18 protein-coding genes are annotated in these 18,202 nt (G+C 37.0%); 14 read left to right on the plus strand and 4 right to left on the minus strand.

The features are described from left to right. The first annotated feature begins 69 nt into the window (after nt 1-69). Nucleotides 70-861 carry a phosphotransferase family protein gene (locus AA0017_RS01860; protein WP_413382334.1) on the plus strand — a complete coding sequence of 264 codons (792 nt, stop codon included), beginning with the start codon at nt 70-72 and terminating at the stop codon, nt 859-861. A 201-nt stretch (nt 862-1,062) separates the two neighbouring features. Here the strand turns inward: AA0017_RS01860 and AA0017_RS01865 are convergent, their stop codons facing one another. Continuing rightward, a complete protein-coding gene (locus tag AA0017_RS01865) occupies nt 1,063-1,317 on the minus strand; it encodes a YtzH-like family protein (RefSeq protein ID WP_413378981.1) in 255 nt (84 codons plus the stop codon). A 156-nt stretch (nt 1,318-1,473) separates the two neighbouring features. Between AA0017_RS01865 and trmB the strand changes: the two genes are divergently transcribed. Continuing rightward, entirely contained in the window at nt 1,474-2,118 is a 645-nt protein-coding gene (gene trmB / locus AA0017_RS01870) for a tRNA (guanosine(46)-N7)-methyltransferase TrmB (RefSeq protein WP_413378983.1), read from the plus strand. Between the two features lie 63 nt (nt 2,119-2,181). Here the strand turns inward: trmB and AA0017_RS01875 are convergent, their stop codons facing one another. Continuing rightward, nucleotides 2,182-2,493, minus strand: a complete 312-nt coding sequence (locus tag AA0017_RS01875; protein WP_413378985.1) for a PepSY domain-containing protein — start codon at nt 2,491-2,493, stop codon at nt 2,182-2,184. 237 nt (nt 2,494-2,730) lie between these two features. On the opposite strand from AA0017_RS01875, the gene AA0017_RS01880 reads away from it, so the two are divergent. Both AA0017_RS01880 and AA0017_RS01885 read left to right on the plus strand, forming a co-directional pair. Beyond that, nucleotides 2,731-3,801: a M42 family metallopeptidase gene (locus tag AA0017_RS01880; RefSeq protein ID WP_413378987.1), complete on the plus strand. Its 1,071-nt coding sequence runs from the start codon at nt 2,731-2,733 to the stop codon at nt 3,799-3,801. A gap of 37 nt (nt 3,802-3,838) precedes the next feature. Then, the gene (locus AA0017_RS01885) at nt 3,839-4,360 is read left to right on the plus strand and encodes a DUF84 family protein (RefSeq protein WP_413378989.1); all 522 of its coding nucleotides are present in this window, start codon (nt 3,839-3,841) and stop codon (nt 4,358-4,360) included. Between the two features lie 109 nt (nt 4,361-4,469). On the opposite strand, the gene AA0017_RS01890 is transcribed toward AA0017_RS01885, so the two are convergent. Beyond that, the gene (locus tag AA0017_RS01890; protein ID WP_413378991.1) at nt 4,470-4,913 is read right to left on the minus strand and encodes a YtoQ family protein; all 444 of its coding nucleotides are present in this window, start codon (nt 4,911-4,913) and stop codon (nt 4,470-4,472) included. A gap of 184 nt (nt 4,914-5,097) precedes the next feature. Between AA0017_RS01890 and AA0017_RS01895 the strand changes: the two genes are divergently transcribed. The 10 genes from AA0017_RS01895 (at nt 5,098) to AA0017_RS01940 (ending at nt 15,464) form a co-directional block, all read left to right on the plus strand. Further along, entirely contained in the window at nt 5,098-5,610 is a 513-nt protein-coding gene (locus AA0017_RS01895; protein ID WP_413378993.1) for a hypothetical protein, read from the plus strand. A 335-nt stretch (nt 5,611-5,945) separates the two neighbouring features. Continuing rightward, a complete protein-coding gene (locus AA0017_RS01900) occupies nt 5,946-6,980 on the plus strand; it encodes a PTS transporter subunit IIC (protein ID WP_413378995.1) in 1,035 nt (344 codons plus the stop codon). Nucleotides 6,981-6,994: 14 nt separating this feature from the next. Further along, nucleotides 6,995-7,321 carry a thioredoxin family protein gene (locus AA0017_RS01905; RefSeq protein WP_413378997.1) on the plus strand — a complete coding sequence of 109 codons (327 nt, stop codon included), beginning with the start codon at nt 6,995-6,997 and terminating at the stop codon, nt 7,319-7,321. A 908-nt stretch (nt 7,322-8,229) separates the two neighbouring features. Continuing rightward, complete coding sequence (locus AA0017_RS01910; protein WP_413378999.1) at nt 8,230-9,045, plus strand: DUF1444 domain-containing protein; 816 nt, start codon at nt 8,230-8,232, stop codon at nt 9,043-9,045. Nucleotides 9,046-9,114: 69 nt separating this feature from the next. Beyond that, a complete protein-coding gene (gene ytpR / locus AA0017_RS01915; RefSeq protein ID WP_413379001.1) occupies nt 9,115-9,723 on the plus strand; it encodes a YtpR family tRNA-binding protein in 609 nt (202 codons plus the stop codon). A gap of 91 nt (nt 9,724-9,814) precedes the next feature. After that, entirely contained in the window at nt 9,815-12,454 is a 2,640-nt protein-coding gene (locus AA0017_RS01920) for a DNA translocase FtsK (RefSeq protein ID WP_413379003.1), read from the plus strand. 13 nt (nt 12,455-12,467) lie between these two features. Continuing rightward, nucleotides 12,468-12,599 carry a hypothetical protein gene (locus tag AA0017_RS01925; RefSeq protein WP_413379005.1) on the plus strand — a complete coding sequence of 44 codons (132 nt, stop codon included), beginning with the start codon at nt 12,468-12,470 and terminating at the stop codon, nt 12,597-12,599. A gap of 415 nt (nt 12,600-13,014) precedes the next feature. Beyond that, entirely contained in the window at nt 13,015-14,313 is a 1,299-nt protein-coding gene (gene murC, locus AA0017_RS01930; RefSeq protein WP_413379007.1) for a UDP-N-acetylmuramate--L-alanine ligase, read from the plus strand. Nucleotides 14,314-14,575: 262 nt separating this feature from the next. After that, nucleotides 14,576-15,004: a DUF948 domain-containing protein gene (locus AA0017_RS01935; RefSeq protein ID WP_003320992.1), complete on the plus strand. Its 429-nt coding sequence runs from the start codon at nt 14,576-14,578 to the stop codon at nt 15,002-15,004. Between the two features lie 13 nt (nt 15,005-15,017). After that, nucleotides 15,018-15,464, plus strand: coding sequence for a YtxH domain-containing protein (locus AA0017_RS01940; RefSeq protein WP_413379009.1), 447 nt, complete (start codon nt 15,018-15,020; stop codon nt 15,462-15,464). A gap of 209 nt (nt 15,465-15,673) precedes the next feature. Here the strand turns inward: AA0017_RS01940 and AA0017_RS01945 are convergent, their stop codons facing one another. Next, a complete protein-coding gene (locus AA0017_RS01945; protein ID WP_413379011.1) occupies nt 15,674-17,824 on the minus strand; it encodes a cell division protein FtsA in 2,151 nt (716 codons plus the stop codon). Between the last annotated feature and the right edge of the window lie 378 nt (nt 17,825-18,202).

The following is an 18,202-nucleotide window of genomic DNA, read 5'->3' on the forward strand; positions in this document are numbered from 1 at the left end:
AAGGTAGTTTAAGCAAAAATAAGCTATACTTATAAAGTGTGTTTGTGATTGTGAAGAAAGTTAATGAAATTGAGGGTGAATTGGTTGGAAATGTTCTTAGGAGAAGGCTGGAAGGTGAAGCCAGCTGGTGGTATAACTGGAGAAGCATATATAGCCCAGCAAGGTGACCAGAAAGTTTTTTTGAAACGCAATTCATCACCTTTTTTAGCAGTACTTTCTGCTGAAGGCATTGTTCCGAAATTACTTTGGACAAAGCGTTTAGAAAATGGCGATGTTGTGACAGCTCAACGCTGGGTGCATGGTAGGGAATTAAAGTCTTATGAAATGAATAAAGAAATGGTCGCTAATTTGTTAGCAAAAATTCATGGTTCAAGTGAATTATTAGATATGTTTAAACGGATTGGAAATGAACCATTAACACCTGATGTTATTTATGAGAACTTAAGATTGCAATTGCAACTTTTTGATATAGTCGATGAACCAGTTAAACAAGGGATGAACTATTTAAAAGAGAAATTGCCAAACATTGATTACGAACATTATGTCGTTTGTCATTCAGACATTAATCATAATAATTGGATGCTAACAGAAGAAGAGCAACTGTACTTAATCGATTGGGATGGAGCGATTGTAGCGGATCCCGCTCTTGATCTTGGTTTGCTTTTATATACATATATTAGCAAGGAAGATTGGAATGATTGGATCGCACAATACGGCCTTGATTTAGGGGATTCATTACAAGAAAGAATGCAATGGTATGTGATATCTCAATCAATTGCTTCAATTATTTGGCATCTTGAAAGAGCTGAGTATGAACAAGCAGAAGAGATGAAACGGTATTTAATCACATTTTTGAAATAAAATAAACAAAGAGCTTTTCTTTTCATAATAAGTAGCTCAGTTTTGTGGAGAAACAGTATAAAATTATGTTAATTAAAAGACCAAATCGCATACAACCTGAAAAGCTCTCCTTTTCACAAGGAAGAGCTTTTTTGTTGAAATAAGAAAGTAGCATTGTTGAAAGAAAATATTTCCGGGGAAATCGTGTAGAAAAATGTTGTTTTATTGGTCAATTTGGTTTTGAAAGGTATTTAACCAATTTTCTACATCGGCATGTGGCCAAGGATGGTCAAATGAATAACCTTGTATTTCATTAATTGTCTGTAACGTTTCTTCTCTTAACGAGCTTTCATTTTTGAGCGTTATTAATAATTCAAGCAATTGATGTTTTTCGTGGCTGGTCATGTACTGTTCACTAATTTCATTTTGGAGGAGATCCATTAGTAATCCAAGTTTATGTTCAGTTGTTAACGGCATATGATTATCTCCTTTTGTTCCAATTTCTTTTTATAGGAATAGGATAAGCTTTTGTTGAAAAATATATACAGCTCATCTCATCTAAAAAGAAGATATACATTTTTACAAGAAAGAGCTATAATACAGTTTTGAGTGAATATAAAGAGGTGATGAATTTTGCGTCTGCGTCATAAACCATGGGCAAAAGAAGAAATGGAGAACCATCCTCATATCGTGATGGCTGCACCAGAACAATTAAAAGGGAAATGGAGTTCCGTATTTGGCAACGATAACCCCATTTATGTTGAAGTAGGAACAGGAAAAGGTCAATTTTTAACGGGAATGGGACAGGCTCACCCTCATATAAATTTTATCGGTATAGAAAAGTATGATAGTGTGCTTATAACGGCGATGGAAAGAGTAAAAGAGGCAGAATTAACAAATGTAAAATTTCTAAATGAAGATGTTGAGGAGCTTTTATCTTTTTTTGCTGAAGGGGAAATAGCTCGTCTATTTATTAACTTTACCGATCCTTGGCCGAAAAATCGACATGAGAAACGTCGTTTAACGTATAAAACGTTTTTAAATAAATATGAAAAAATCTTAAATAAAGGTGGCGAGATCCACTTTAAAACAGATAATCAAGGCTTATTTGAATATTCCTTACATAGCTTTTCTAAGTATGGAATGATTTTAAATAACGTTAGTTTGGATTTGCATAAAAGTGGAATCGAAGGCAATATTATGACGGAGTATGAGCAAAGGTTCCATGAAAAGAATATGCGAATTTATCGTTGTGAAGCTGAATATCGAGATAAATAATAAAAAGGATTTCTAAGGCATACAGTCTTTAGAAATCCTTTTATCGTTTTGAAGTTTTAAAAATTATTCGTTTTTAGACATCTCAATGATAGTCCCTGTTTTAGTATCAACGACAAAATCATATTGGACAATACCTGATTCAGTTTTGGTTGAAAGTCCTCCGATATACACCTCATACGTCATTTCATTACGGTGCAATGTTTCAGGTACCATATGTATCCAGGAGCCAGATATTTGGTGATGGGTACCTGCTTGTTTTTTGACATTTTTTAAGGCTCTTTCTGGAGAGATATTAGCTTGATTTAATGATTCACGAATGAAATACCCTGCTACTAATCCAACGCCTAGTCCTGCGAGAAATTTTTTTGTACTCATTTAGCTGACCTTCCTTTCGTTTTAAAGGCATAAAAGCGAAATCCTGCCGTTCATTTACTAATTAAGGTTTTTATTTAAATATATTCTTTTTATAAGTATACCGAAAAAAAAGAAAGGTAACAATTGCTTACAATAGCAATTGTGGTCAAATTTTCTTTTTTCAGATAGAATATGTAAAGAGATGATTGTATTAACGGTCATAAATTTGTTTGGAAATTGGAAGGGAGTAATGGACGGATGAATCAAGAAACGATGTCTTTATTTAAAACTTTAACAGAGCTTCAAGGGGCACCTGGTTTTGAGCATGGTGTACGTCGATTTGTAAAAGAAGAACTATCAAAATACACAGATGAAATAGTCCAGGACAAGCTTGGGAGTATTTTTGGAGTCAAAAGAGGCGATGAAGCGGGTCCGACGGTAATGGTCGCTGGTCATATGGATGAAGTAGGATTCATGGTTACTTCAATTAATGAAAAGGGTTTAATCCAATTTCAAACATTAGGTGGTTGGTGGAGCCAAGTTCTTCTTGCACAACGTGTTCAAATTATGACTGATGAAGGTCCTGTCATTGGTGTTATCGGTTCAATCCCTCCTCATCTATTGGATGAAGCGAAACGTTCAAAACCAATGGAATTAAAAAATATGTACATAGATATTGGGGCAGATGATAAAGCAGATGCTTTAAAAATTGGTGTCAAACCAGGACAGCAGATTGTTCCTATTTGTCCATTCACACCAATGGCTAATGAAAAGAAGATTTTAGCAAAAGCATGGGATAATCGTTATGGTGTAGGTTTATCTATTGAATTATTAAAAGAATTAAAAAATGAGTCATTACCTAACATTTTATATTCAGGTGCAACGGTACAAGAAGAGGTTGGTTTAAGAGGGGCTCAAACCGCTGCTAATATGATCAAACCTGATTTGTTTTATGCGCTTGATGCAAGTCCTGCCAATGATGCGACAGGAGGAAAAGATGCATTTGGTCATTTAGGTAAAGGAGCTTTATTAAGAATTCTTGACCGTACGATGGTGACACATCATGGGATGAGAGAGTTTATTCTTGATACGGCAGAATCGAATGATATTCCATACCAATACTTTATTTCAGCCGGTGGAACAGATGCTGGACGAGTTCATACGAGTGGAAATGGTGTTCCTTCTGCTGTCATCGGAATTTGTTCAAGGTATATCCATACAGCTGCCTCGATTATTCATATTGATGATTATGCAGCAGCAAAAGAATTGTTAGTTAAATTAGTTAAATCAAGTGACCGAACGATGTTAAATTCAATCTTATCAAAATAAATGACTTTATTCAGTTGAGAAGTTGGGGTGTCATGTTTTGAAAATAGCCATAGGAACAAAGAATCCCGCTAAAGTGCATGCTGTTCAAGAAGTTTTTTTAAAAATGAAAGCGACTGTTGAAAGTGTTGATGCTCCTTCCGGTGTGTCTTCACAACCGTTTAGTGATGAAGAGACAGTAGAGGGGGCCGTTAACAGGGCAAAAGCTGCTTTGGAAGTGACGAATGCTGACCTTGCCTTTGGACTTGAGGGTGGCGTAACGGAGACCTCTGGGGGCTTAATGCTTTGCAATTGGGGAGCCTTAGTCACACCACATGAACAAATATGGCTTGCGAGTGGGGCCAAAATTGCTTTACCTTTTGATGTCGCAAGTGAGCTTCGTAAAGGAAAAGAATTAGGAGAAGTAATGGCATTCTTAACAGATGATCATGATATTCGAAAAAAAGAAGGCGCCATTGGAGTTTTTACAGCTGGACGTGTGACAAGAAAAGCGATGTTTCTACATATTGTTGAATTATTATACGGACAATATGAGCACCAGCTTAAGCTGTGGAAGCATTGAGAGAAGTTACTTATAAAGAAAGTAGTGATGAGCTGTCCCATTAAGATAAACTTAATGGGACAGCCCTGTTTTCGTCTAGCTATGGATCTTATGGAGGATCGTGTTCTGACTAAGATTCAAAGATGTACGATAAAGCTTTTAATGCTTGTTCAGGTGTTTCAACGGTTACTTGTGCTTTATTTGATAGTTCTTTTAAAGGGTGGTGCAATTTTTCTGGGCGAATGAGAATAAGGGGTTTTCCTAAAGCGATAGCCGTAGAGGCATCCATTGCTGTATTCCATTGTTTATAATCTTCTCCAAAGAGTGCGATGACAACATCGGCTTTATTCAGCCAAATTTGAGTGCGTAAATTGTTAATCGCTGATGCTGCTTCATCTTTTAAAATCGCGCTTGGCTGCTTGCCGATAATTTCTTCGCCAATATTATCCGAACGCTCATGGTTTTCCATAGGCCCTTTAAATACAAGTGGTAATTCATATTGTTTTGCCTTTTCTTTCAGAGCTTCTCTCCAAGGTGAATGTATTTCCCCAGCTAAATAGACGAGTAATTCCATAATTAAATATCCCTCCATTTAATAGTTTGTTCACAAATTAAGTATAAAGGTTTTTCTCCTACGGTGCGAATGAGATAGACCGAAAAAGAGACACTAATAACATTCGCACTTGTCATTTTTCCGGACAAACGATAAGATCAGTTCGTTTCATGTTATTTATTTCTCTATTTTTGAGGTGAGTTTTTTGCATTTTATTAAGGAAGTATGCTTTTATATTCTTTTAATTAGTCTTTTAGGAGCTTGTTCGGTTCCGATTGAGGAGTCATTAGAAGAGGCTGAACAAGTCTTTTATGATTCGTTAGAACAAGAGAGTATGGAACCAAATGTAGAGTTAGAGCAATTAGCTATTTATGTCCCTGAATTATTTGATGTCGTCCGGGAGCGAGATCATAACATCGTGATTGGGAATGGAGATGACTTAATCGTCTTTTTTTATTTGCCTTTAACAGAGACAGATGACCGCAGATTGTTAGAACAGGAAATTAGGTATGATGATCATACACTCTTACTTATAGAAGAAAGAGCCGATAACGCTTATTTCTTAAGTGTTAAGGAACAAGAAGGAAATAAACGCGAAGTAGAATTAACCGTTGGTAGAGGCAATGCCAAATTAACGAAGCTAACCAATGCCAATGATCTAGTTGAAGATACGGAACAGTTGCTTCAGATGATCCAGTCTTATGAAATAGTTGAGTAAGGTTGATGTATATTCAATCTAGCTACGCCTGTTAGAAGCTCGAGAAAAATTCGTTCGTCTTTATGAAGACAAAAAGCGTCTTCAAAAGCCGCCCAGTATTTTTTCTCGCTTCTGAGCGAACAGGCTTCGCTTTTTATTCAATCTAGCTACGCCTGTTAGAAGCTCGAGAAAAATTCGTTCGTCTTTATGAAGACAAAAAGCGTCTTCATAAGCTGTTCTTGTCCACAGGACGTGGATACAAGGCGTTGCGGCAGGATGGCGGGAACTTAGCGTTGACCCTTAATTTTCTCGCTTCTGACCGAACAGGCTTCGCTTTATAACGAGGGGGGATAGAGATGAAAAGTTTTTTAGCTAAAAAAGAGATAAAGCTTAGTTGGAATAATTATTTAATTAATGCGATGAGTCATATGGCCCTTGGTCTCTTTGCATCGCTTATTATTGGGCTCATCATTAAAACGATGGCAGAACAATTGCAAAATTTGTTTGGTGAATATACACTCTTTTTATTTTTAGAAGAGCTAGGTGTTCTGACTATGGGTTTAATGGGGCCTGCAATTGGGGTGGCCGTTGCTTTTAGTTTGAAAGCACCAAAGCTTGTGTTATTTGCAGCTGTTGTGAGTGGAGCGGCAGGGGCGACATTAGGAGGACCAGCTGGTAGTTTTATTGCGGCTGTTATTTCAACTGAACTAGGGAAATTAATTTCAGGAGAGACGAAGTTAGACATTATTTTAACACCATTTGTCACGGTTTTGAGTGGGTTTGTCACGGCTAGTTTTGTTGGCCCTTGGATACAAACAGGTCTTCAATCAATAGGTTCTTTGATTATTTGGGCAACCGAACAACAACCTTTATTAATGGGGATATTAGTGGCCACAATTATGGGCCTTGCTCTAACTGCACCAATCTCAAGTGCAGCTCTAGCGATTATGCTTGAGTTAGAAGGTTTGGCAGCAGGGGCCGCGACGGTTGGTTGTGCGGCTCAAATGGTTGGATTTGCTGTGAGCAGTTATCGTGAAAACCGCTGGTCAGGTTTAATTTCATTGGGAATAGGTACATCCATGTTGCAAATGCCCAATATTATTAAAAATCCTTATATTTTGATTCCGCCGACGGTTGCCGGTATCATTCTTGCACCAATAAGTACACTTTTGGTCGGTCTAATTAATAATCCTGCAGGGGCAGGGATGGGAACGAGTGGATTTGTTGGTCCAATTATGATTTTTACAGAAATGGGCTTTACTCTTGAGACGTTAATCATAATCATTCTATTATTGATAGTTGCACCAGCTATCATAAGTTTGATACTATCAGAATGGTTACGAAAGATTGGAAAAATTCAATTTGGTGATATGAAGATTAATCAATCTTAGGAGGCAGACATTAAATGGAAAAATTACAAAGTGTTGAGCAATTTCAAGAAATAATAAAATCAGAAGCAGCCGTCTTTTTATTTTCAGCAGATTGGTGCCCCGATTGTCGTGTTATTGAACCGGTATTACCGAGAATCGAAGCAGATTTTCCAATGTTTACATATTATTATGTAGATCGCGATCAATTTATTGATTTATGTGGAGAATTAGAAGTGTTTGGAATTCCAAGCTTTCTTGTCTTTGCAGGTGGAAAAGAAGTCGATCGTTTTGTCAGTAAAGACAGAAAAACCCAAGAAGAAATCGAAGCATTTTTATCACGTGCTGAGGCGAAAAGTGTTTAAGGTACCTTAATTATCATGAAGTCCGTTTGGGTCATTATTGACATAAGCGGACTTTTTTCATTCGGATTTGAGGATAAAGCACCTTCTTTCATTAGAAACAGAACATGAAATTGGTGAGAAGATTTAAATCATGTTAAACTAAAGCGGAAATCTAGCTACGTCCGTTAGAAGCTCGAGAAAAATCGCCCATCTGAGTGAAGACAAAGAGCGTCTTCAAAAGTCGCCCAGTATTTTTTCTCGCTTCTGAGCGAACAGGCTTCGCTTTTTAATCAATCTAGCTACGTGAAGTTAGAGAAACAAATTCAAATATTCACTATTAAGTTGAGTAGAATTGCTTTTGGGAAACTAAAACGGAGGAAGCGGAATGCCCGGAGACTCCTGCGGGAATAGTGAGGGACGGGAGACCCCACAGCGTTAAGCGAGGAGGCTCCCGACTCACCCGCGGAACGCGTAGGGCATGGAGCTGCCGGAGTAAACCAACTACTCTTTTCCCGCTTCTGAGCAAACGGACTCCGCTTTTTAATCAATCTAGCTGCGTCCGTTAGAAGCTCGAGAAAAATCGCCCATCTGAGTGAAGACAAAGAGCGTCTTCATCAGCTGTTCTTATTTTTTCTCGCTTCTGAGCAAACGGACTCCGCTTTTTAATCAATCTAGCTGCGTCCGTTAGAAGCTCGAGAAAAATCGCCCATCTGAGTGAAGACAAAGAGCGTCTTCATCAGCTGTTCTTATTTTTTCTCGCTTCTGAGCAAACGGACTCCGCTTTATATTCAATCTAGCTACGCCTGTTAGAAGCTCGAGAAAAATCGGTTCGTCTTTATGAAGACAAAGAGCGTCTTCAAAAGCCGTCCCTAATTTTTTCTCGCTTCTAAGCGAACAGGCTCCGCTTTATATTCAAGGGAGGTATTTTTATGGAGATGAGAGAGTTTCGTAAACAAATTGAAGAAAAACTCGTTCATGATGATTGGACGATTCAATATGATCATAAAGAATCTACTTTAAGAGTAGAAGATAAACAACTCAAAAAAGGTGTAACACTAGCACTGAAGCCTTTGCTAGCTAAATGGGAAAGAGGCGAATTTGACTCGATTGATGAAGTGGTTCGTTATGTGGAAGTCGGTCTTCATTCGATGAAGCAGCAAGTCCAATTAAAAGGGAATGAAAAGAAGATATTACCAGTTATTCGTTCAACTTCATTTCCGACAGAAACAAAAGAAGGGATAAAGTTAATTTATCATGAGCATACGGCTGAGACGAGAATTTATTATGCCCTTGACTTAGGAGAGTCGTACACGTTAATTAATGAAGATGTTATAAACGAAGCGGCTTTATCAACTGAGAAAATAAAAGAAATGGCTTTATTTAATATTCGTTCCTTAGAGCAGCCAATAAATGAAGATCAGGTGGCTGGAAATACATTTTACTTTTTGCGTGCGAAAGATGGATATGATGCCAGTCGCATTTTAGATCAGTCATTATTAGATAAAATGGAGCAAAAGGTAAAAGGGAAGCTAGCATTAGCTGTTCCACATCAAGATGTTCTTATTTTTGCTGATATTTTAAATGATACAGGTTATGATGTCCTAGCACAAATTGCCCTACAGTTTTTTAAAGAAGGTAGAATTCCTGTTACCGCATTACCGTTTCTTTACGAAAATGGGGAACTTGAACCTACATTCATCTTGGCTCAAAAAAAACCTAAAGACCCATCATCAACGAAGAAGTAAATATGGTACAATAATGTCGTAGGAAACAAATGGATTAACAAGTGCAGTACGCGAAGAAGGAGTTAATAAATGAATGCATTTTACAACTTAAATGGAGTAGGAGATACTCTTCTGCTTTTTAAACATGATTTACAATTAGACGACAGAGCCTTTTCAAAACATGGAGATGTTGTTCGAATTTATCATAAGCAATCTAAAGAAGTTTCAGGTTATAACATTTTTAATGCAAGCAACTACGGAACGATTAATGGAAATGGTCCATTAGAATGGAATAATGAGTTAGAAGCGTTGGTTGAGAAAGCTTTTAAAGAAAATCAAATTGATTCAAAAGCTCTTACAGTTGAAGAAAAGATACCATTTGTGATTGGGTATGTGGAGTCAAAAGAAAAGCATGAAAATGCAGACAAGCTTAGTGTCTGTCAAGTAAACATTGGAACAGAAACTTTACAAATCGTTTGCGGAGCACCGAATGTTGAAGCTGGTCAAAAAGTTGTGGTCGCTTGTGTTGGTGCTGTGATGCCGAGTGGATTAAAAATAAAAAAAGCAAAACTACGCGGGGTAGAATCAACTGGGATGATCTGCTCAGCAAAAGAACTTAATTTACCAAATGCACCAGAAGAAAAAGGAATTCTTGTTTTAGATGAATCAGTAGTAGTCGGAGCTCCTTTTGAACAATAATGGCTTGGTAAGTGCAACTAACCACTAGAGTACTAGTGGTTTTTTCTACTCAATTCGGACTGAGTGTTAGTAAAGAAAGTGAGTGAATGTAATGCCGAAATTTCAAACTTGGTTGGAGCGTTTTCGCGAGTACTTTTTTGGAATACAAGGTGAGAGAGGAAATGAAGCTCATCCAGCGGAAAAGGAAAATCGTGCTCAGGAAACCCGATTAAATCGAGCTAGACCTACATATAAAAACGAGCAAAATCAGCCAAATCAAGAATTTGTACAACCGAAAATGACATACCAATATGCTAAACCTGGCAAGTTTCGTTTTCCTTTAATTGAAGACGCGAATAGGACGAAAGCGCCTTTTCAACAACAAACGAGCAATGTTTCAAAACAAAAAGCTCATCAAGAGGCCATAAAGAAAGAACCGAAGTTAAAAAGAAGACAAGTCTCTAAAGAAGAGCGAGTGAAAGAAACTCGTGAAAAAGAAACAGAACAAGTTGATGATAAGAAATCGAGGGAGAAATTTAACAACCCTCATTTTAAACCAACTGTTGTTCCTTCTCCTATATATGGATTTAATCCATATCCGACAAAGAAGGGGCAAGAGACAGAATCGTTCGTTAAAGAAGAAGAAAAAGTGGAGCCGGTTGAGTCGTTAAGGATAAACGCTCATTTAAAGGTGACGGAGGATGAAGTTGATTTCTCTACACATAAAGAACCAGAGATGTTGTCCTGGACTGAGAAATCTTTGGCTAATAAAGAAGCTCTAGAAGAGGTACTTCCAGATGAAAATGAGAAACCATGCTCTGAAAATGATTTATTGGATAAGGAAATAGCGGCAACAGTAGATAGAATTGAAAAAGCGAATGAACTAACGAATGAGAAAGAAGAGGAAGTAATAAACTCTCACAATAAAAAAGATGAACTTCCTGTTGGGGAAGCACTCATTCAGCAAGAAAATGAGCAAGAGTTTTCCTTTTTTGAAAGGGAAGAAATCAATCATGAAACAAGGCCAAAGCAAAACGTGACGGTCGAACGAGAACTACAGTATCAATCTTCTAATCAAGAAGAATCTTTAATAGTAGAAAACACTCAAGGAGAAGAAATATCGGATTTAACCGTTCCTACAAAGGCAAAAAAAGAAACAACAGAACATGTCAAATCAAAGAAGTCGCAATCGGAACGTAAAAAAGAATCAACAACATCCCAGATCCCGTTTAATGTGATGATGTTACCGTATGATAATCGCAAATTAAATCAACAAGCGAAGTCAACAGGAGCAGAAACAGTGGCTAGTCAAAAAGTAGAAGCTAAAAAAGAAGGATACCAAAAGCCGAGCATTCAGCTGCTTAAATATCCTACTGTTGAAACGGAAGATGATTCGGATTGGTTAAAAGAACAAGCTGATATTTTAGAAGAAACGTTAAATAGTTTTAATGTTGATGCAAAAGTGGTCCATATGACAAAAGGTCCTTCCGTGACGAGGTTTGAGATCCAACCAGCAAGAGGAGTCAAAGTGACAAAGGTGACGAGTTTAACTGATGATATTAAGCTCTCCCTTGCGGCAAAGGATATTCGAATGGAGGCACCGATTCCAGGAAAGAACACAATTGGAATTGAAGTCCCTAATCGGAAGTCAAAACCAGTCTTTTTAAGAGAGATTTTAAGAAGAAAAGAATTTATTCAACCAGATTCACCTTTAACTGTAGCATTGGGCTTAGATATATCAGGACAGCCGATTGTTACGGATTTAAAGAAAATGCCTCATGGAATGGTGGCCGGAGCAACAGGTTCAGGTAAAAGTGTATGTATTAACTCAATTTTAGTGAGTTTACTTTATAAAGCAACTCCGGATGAAGTGAAATTGATGCTGATTGATCCAAAAATGGTTGAATTAGCTCCTTATAATGGTTTAGCTCATCTCGTAACACCTGTTATTACAGACGCAAAACAAGCAACCGTTGCTTTAAAATGGGTCGTTGCTGAAATGGAACGACGTTATGAATTATTTAGTCAACAAGGTGTCCGAGATATAGGTCGATATAATGAGCGTTTCTCTGAATCAAAGGAAAAACCGGCTTTACCATATATGTTGGTTGTTATTGATGAGTTAGCAGATTTAATGATGGTTTCGCCACAGGAAGTGGAGGATGCTATTTGTCGTATTGCACAAAAAGCAAGAGCATGTGGCATTCATTTATTACTAGCGACACAACGACCTTCTGTTGATGTCATTACGGGTTTAATCAAAGCCAATATTCCAACACGTGTCGCGTTCTCTGTTTCTTCTCAAACTGATTCTAGAACCATTTTAGATATGTCTGGTGCGGAACGACTGTTAGGAAAAGGAGACATGCTGTTTCATGAAAATGGCACGCCAAAGCCTATTCGTGTCCAAGGAACCTTTGTATCCGATGAAGAAATTGAAGATGTGATTGATTATGTAAAAAAACAACGTGAGCCACACTATTTAATTGAGAATGCTCAATTAGAAAAAATTGAACACCATTTAGAGCAAGAAGATGAATTATTTGAAGAAGCTTGTTATTTTGTGGTTGATCATGGCTCAGCCTCGGCTTCTAGTATTCAACGTCGTTATCGAGTCGGTTATAATCGAGCAGCCCGCTTAATTGACTTGATGGAAGCTAAGGGAGTCGTATCGGAAGCACAAGGAAGTAAACCAAGGCATGTTCTAATGGATGGCATTCAATTAGAGGAAATGCTCGCAGGAGTTGAATAAGGGGAATAAGTAATTGGAAATGATTAAAATAACGGAGAATGAGCTATGCCCATTTCGTTTTGGTGAACTTATAGCACAGTTCGATTTATCTATTTTTTATGAGAAGCATTTGTTATATGAGCGACATAAAAATGTAACTTGTTAAACGTGCTCAGCTTTTATATGCTGGTTGATGGAAAGAATTTTTGATGATGATATGAAATTGTTTAAAATAGGGAATAGTAGGTACTAATTGTTAAGTTTGTTAAAAAGGCAAAGCTCAAGCGGGACGGTTCCATTGACGCACAAATGTCATGAATCTCGTATATAATGAGTTATTATGAAGCTTTGAAAGTCTAGATAGTTAATCAATGATTCCTAACCATCCCTACTTTTAATAAATAAACAAAAAAATATGAGTCTAATGAAGCCAATGAACTTAATCAAGGTAGCCCGATCCAAAAAGAGACTTGTGCTCAAAGTCGAATTTGTTATAATTAACCGATGGCTTACATAGGGCTACCAATTAGCAAGTTTTTGATTGGACAATAGTTAAATGATACGATTTTGGAGGTCCAACTATGAATACTTATCATTTTATTGGAATAAAAGGGTCTGGAATGAGTGCACTTGCACAAATTTTACATGACATGAATGAACATGTTCAAGGTTCAGATGTAGAGAAAAATTTCTTTACACAAGTACCTCTTGAAAAAAAAGGAATCCCATTACTTCCATTTAATCCTGAAAATATCCAAAACGGGCAAACGTTAATAGCTTCAGCCGCATATGGTGAGGAGCATCCCGAAATAAAAAAAGCACAAGAGCTAGGAATCAATGTCCATCCTTACCCACAGTTTTTAGGTGATTTTATTTCTAAATTCACAAGTATTGCTGTTACAGGTTCACACGGAAAAACATCCACGACTGGCTTATTATCTCACGTATTAGGTGCAAGCTTACCGACCTCTTATTTAATTGGAGATGGAACAGGAAAAGGAACAGAGGATTCTACTTATTTTGCTTTTGAAGCATGTGAATATCGTCGTCATTTCCTTAATTACAACCCTGATTATTGCCTCATGACAAATATTGACTTTGATCATCCTGATTATTTCAAAAATGTCGATGATGTCTTTTCTGCCTTCCAAGAAATGGCGATGCAAGTGAACAAAGCCATTGTCGCTTGTGGGGATGATGAATATTTACAAGGCATTCATGCTAATGTCCCAGTTGTTTTTTATGGCTTTAATCCAGATAACGATTTTCAAGCAAGAAATTTAGAAAGAACAGAAGTAGGTATTCGTTTTGATGTTTACGTGAGAAATAATTTATATGGTACATTTACGGTCCCAGGTTTTGGTGACCATAATGTCTTAAATGCATTGGCTGTTATCGCCCTTTGTCATTATGAGAACATTCCAGCTGAAACAGTCGAGAAACATTTAAAGACGTTTTCTGGTGTGAAAAGGCGCTTTACTGAAAAAGTGATTGGGGACCAAATTTTGATCGACGATTATGCTCATCATCCAACAGAAATTGCGGCGACGATTAATGCAACAAAAAATAAATACCCTTCTAAAAAGGTTGTTGCGATTTTCCAACCTCATACGTTTACCAGAACCAAAACCTTTCTAAATGAGTTTGCTGAATCATTATCTAAAGCAGATGAAGTTTATTTATGTGATATTTTCGGTTCGGCCAGAGAAAATGCAGGAAAATTATCGATTCAAGATCTTCAAGATAAAATTCCAGGAGCGAAGTTAATAAAAGATGACGAGATGGATGAGCTTCGAACATTTTCAGATAGCGTATTATTATTTATGGGGGCTGGAGATATTCAAAAATACCAGCAAGCCTATGAAAGTTTGATTAATTAACATGAATAAGGAAGCCGATGTCTTAAAAGAGATCGGCTTTTTTACATTTATCAATGATTCAAAAATTAAGTTATGTTACGATGGTAAGTATACTCATTTTTAAATTAAGAAAATGATATAATTCTTTGTAAAATAGGCTATTTGAAGGAAGGATTCTCTTTTTAAAAGTAGAATAATTAATAAATAGCATAAACAAAGATGAAAATGAGAAGTTTAATTTCTTCGGATAAGGGAATGACATTAATTAGAAAGGGGTGGAAACTTGATCGCATTAGTATACATAAGTGCCCTAATCATAGCAGTCGCTTTTGCTATTTTGGTCATTTATTTAATAAAAACATTAAAGTCTGCTAATAAAACATTAGAGCACGTTGCTACCACAATGGCAAGTGTGGAAAAACAAATGAATGGGATTACAAAAGAAACGGAACAACTGTTAAATCGTACCAATCGATTAGCAGATGACATCCAACAAAAGTCAGAATCCCTTGATCCAGTCTTTGCTTCAGTCAAAGATTTAGGTAGTTCTTTCCAACAAGTTAATCAATCGATCCAGCATGTCTCAAATACCATTGTCACTAAAACAAACCAACAATCAGAGCAAATTGCACAAGTGGTTCAATGGGGACAAGTTGCCATCGATTTTTATGAAAAATTAAAAGCAAGAAAAAAAGAGAAAGATAACATTTAAGGAGGAAATAATCATGGCAGAGATGAATACAAAAGACTTTTTAATTGGATCGTTAATCGGAGGAATTGTAGGTGCTTCAGCAGCCTTGCTATTAGCCCCTAAATCAGGTAAAGAATTACGTCACGATATTTCAGAACAAGCCCATGTTGCTAAGGAAAAAACAAATGAATTTGCTACGAATGCCTACGAAAAAGGCAATGACTGGGCAAAATATGCAAAAGAGAAATCAAGTGAAATTGCTTCAACGGTATCTGAACAGTCATCTCAAGTAGTAGATAAAGTAAAAGATGTCGCTTCAAGTGTACGTAAAGAAGCTGAAACAGTCAAAGACGATGTTTCTGATTTAGCAAGTGATTTAGCGAATGAAATTGAGTCTGCAGAAGGCGAAATTTCTGAAAAAGTCAAAAAAGAAGTAGCGGACATTCAATCCAAAATTGAAGAAGTTGAAAAAAGTAAATAAATGATGAGAAGAGTCCTTCTCAAAAGGGAGCATTTGACCTTTTGATAGGGGCTTTTTTTGTGCGATGAGGAAAGATGGTAGGGTGCGAAAAACTAGGGATAAGTAATGAAAAAGCTGAGCTGGAGAAATTAGGGTACGAAAAGTCGCAGGTAAATAATGAAAAAACCGTTATTTGATTAACCTTTAATCAAAATAACGGTTTTATTACTTTACTTAATGGTTAATTGGATTTTATCACCATCGATAATTTGTTCGGCAAAACCAGTTGCTTGACCATTTTTATAAAGTTCAATATGTTTTCGACTATTCTCAGGAATGGTGATTTCTTGGACAGCAAAGATATCCTGCAAAATAAACAAGTCATCTCCAATCGATTTGACAATGATTTTGTCCCCATTGAAAATTTTTGTTTCTTTTGCCAATAATGCATCTTCACGATAATATTGAAACTTTGGTTTTGTTAAGGTGATTAATTCATCATTAAAGAAAACTTGAATTCGCTTCTCTTCTTCGATTTGTAATGTATGCAAAACAAGCTGTAATGTCCATCCCATCTCTTTGTTAGATGCTGGGAGCGTTAAGGAATCACGTCTATGAATTCGAGTTGATAAAGTGGCTTTAGCCTTATTAAGAAAAATCTGTTGCTTTGGATGAAATAAAGATTGTTTCTTTCCATCAAATTGAATCAAAATAGGCTCAAATGTTTTAGGTTCGATTGACAAGGTCTTTAAAACATCTTTAATCGTTTCAGGATATTGAATCGTAATGATATCACGATCATTAAGGAGCGTTTCCTTTTTTATTCTTTTTCCATTTTGTAAAAAATAACCTGGGACTTCCATTATTTCACCATTAACAAATAGGGAAAGGGTTGATACATCACCGTAAATTTCATCGATCGTAACAGTTACTTCTTTACCAGCTTCTCCAGGTATCACAACGATTTCATCATTTGCTTGAATGATAGCGTGAAGTGACGTTGCTTCTCCATTTCTTAAAATAGTAGGAGCACGTCCCAGCTCTCCGGGGATGGTCGTCACTTTATTTTGAATCGTCACCATCTTGGCTAAACCTGGTTTTCCGTAAAGCTTAGCAATGTCTACGCCTGCCGCTAGTAGAGCATCGCCTACAGTTAAGTTTTTGATATCAAATAGTCTTAGCTTTTTATTATTGACGGTTATGCTTAAGTATTCAATTGGGTTTTCTTTAGCGGCAATGGCAATTCCGATGGGAGTTACTAATTCAGGACCAATTGAATTTGTCGTTGTTTTTTTTAGTTTTTGAATGGCTTCAATGCCACGAATGGCGACACGATTTTCTGGTAGACGCAAAAGTTCAGCAACATGTTTTGGCAACTCAGGTGTTAAACTGCCGCCACCTACTAGCATCACAGCCTTCGGTGGTTTGCCGTTCAATTCTAAAATCTCGTGACTAATCTTTTGAGCTAAATGACGAATATTTGAGCGAATAGGTGTAATCATTTCTTCTTTTGTATATTCGGTTTCGAACCCGAGAATATCAGAGATTTGAATCGTATCCTCTGAGTGAATTTGTCTTTTGACTCGTTCAGCTTCCGGAAAATCTAATAAAAATTGATCACTAACTGCTTCTGTAATCTCATCCCCAGCGACAGGAACCATTCCATAAGCAACGACCGTGTTTTCATCGGTAATGGCAATGTCAGATGTGCCAGCTCCAATATCGACTAGAGCGACATTCAACCTGCGCATAGAGGGAGGAATTAAAACATTAATAGCTGCAATCGGTTCAAGAGTTAAAGCTTCAAGTTCTAGATCAGCTCGTGTTAAAGCAGATAGTAACGACTCAACGACTATTTTGGGTAAAAAAGTGGCAATTACTTCAACAGACGCTTTATCACCATTTTGATCGACTAAACTACCAATTATTTCTCCGTCCATTTGATAATTTAAGACTGAATAGCCAACACAGAAGTAATGAAGCGATGATTCTTTTATTTCCGTTTGAGCTAGTTCATATTGTGCTCTTTGAACAGCACTTAATTCTAAATGTAATACGTCTTCTGAATGGAGAATAGGTTTCCCTTTTACGTCTAATTCAAATTGAGATCGTCTCGTTTTTAAAGAACGTCCTGCAGCGGCAACGCAAACCTTTTTTAAAGTACCATGCTTTTCCTCTAACGTTTCTTTTACTTTTTTTATTGCAGTAGCAACTGCTGGAATGTCATGAATTTGTCCATCCAACATGGAGCGCTCTTTATGTTCAATGATTTCAATATCGATTAGTTCAAATTGATCTTTATCAGGTTGCAACAATAAGGCCACGACTGAGCGTGTTCCTATATCAAGGGCAAATAAGGGTGGTTGTCTATGTGTTTTCATTTTCACTCTTCACCTTCTAATTTCTCCGTATTTCAGTGTCTAGCTGCGAAAGGCAGGAGCTCGGGAAAAATCGCCCACCCTTAGGAAGTCAAAAAGCGACTTCCAAGGCTGTTCTTATTTTTCCTCGCTCCTAAACGCCTTTCTCCGCTTTTCTTGTCTAGCTGCGAAAGGCAGGAACTCGGGAAAAATCGCCCACCCTTAGGAAGTCAAAAAGCGACTTCCAAGGCTGTTCTTATTTTTCCTCGCTCCTAAACGCCTTTCTCCGCTTTTCTTCTTATTCTACTAGATGGGGGGCTTTTGTGTAAGGGGAAAGTGAATGGTGATGAAATTTGTGACAATTTGTCTTTTTTAAGTAATGATTGTTGATTTTTTTAAGAG

Source organism: Alkalihalobacillus phoenicis (genome assembly GCF_047302405.1).
In the GTDB taxonomy this organism is placed as follows: Bacteria; Bacillota; Bacilli; order Bacillales; family Bacillaceae_D; genus Alkalihalobacillus.

Bases quoted from the DNA above. Each gene is read 5' to 3' on its own strand.
- AA0017_RS01865 (WP_413378981.1), bottom strand. From the start codon at position 1,317: ATGCCGTTAACAACTGAACATAAACTTGGATTACTAATGGATCTCCTC.
- AA0017_RS01875 (WP_413378985.1), bottom strand. From the start codon at position 2,493: ATGAGTACAAAAAAATTTCTCGCAGGACTAGGCGTTGGATTAGTAGCA.
- AA0017_RS01880 (WP_413378987.1), top strand. From the start codon at position 2,731: ATGAATCAAGAAACGATGTCTTTATTTAAAACTTTAACAGAGCTTCAA.
- AA0017_RS01890 (WP_413378991.1), bottom strand. From the start codon at position 4,913: ATGGAATTACTCGTCTATTTAGCTGGGGAAATACATTCACCTTGGAGA.
- AA0017_RS01900 (WP_413378995.1), top strand. From the start codon at position 5,946: ATGAAAAGTTTTTTAGCTAAAAAAGAGATAAAGCTTAGTTGGAATAAT.
- AA0017_RS01905 (WP_413378997.1), top strand. From the start codon at position 6,995: ATGGAAAAATTACAAAGTGTTGAGCAATTTCAAGAAATAATAAAATCA.
- AA0017_RS01910 (WP_413378999.1), top strand. From the start codon at position 8,230: ATGGAGATGAGAGAGTTTCGTAAACAAATTGAAGAAAAACTCGTTCAT.
- ytpR (WP_413379001.1), top strand. From the start codon at position 9,115: ATGAATGCATTTTACAACTTAAATGGAGTAGGAGATACTCTTCTGCTT.
- AA0017_RS01920 (WP_413379003.1), top strand. From the start codon at position 9,815: ATGCCGAAATTTCAAACTTGGTTGGAGCGTTTTCGCGAGTACTTTTTT.
- murC (WP_413379007.1), top strand. From the start codon at position 13,015: ATGAATACTTATCATTTTATTGGAATAAAAGGGTCTGGAATGAGTGCA.
- AA0017_RS01940 (WP_413379009.1), top strand. From the start codon at position 15,018: ATGGCAGAGATGAATACAAAAGACTTTTTAATTGGATCGTTAATCGGA.
- AA0017_RS01945 (WP_413379011.1), bottom strand. From the start codon at position 17,824: ATGAAAACACATAGACAACCACCCTTATTTGCCCTTGATATAGGAACA.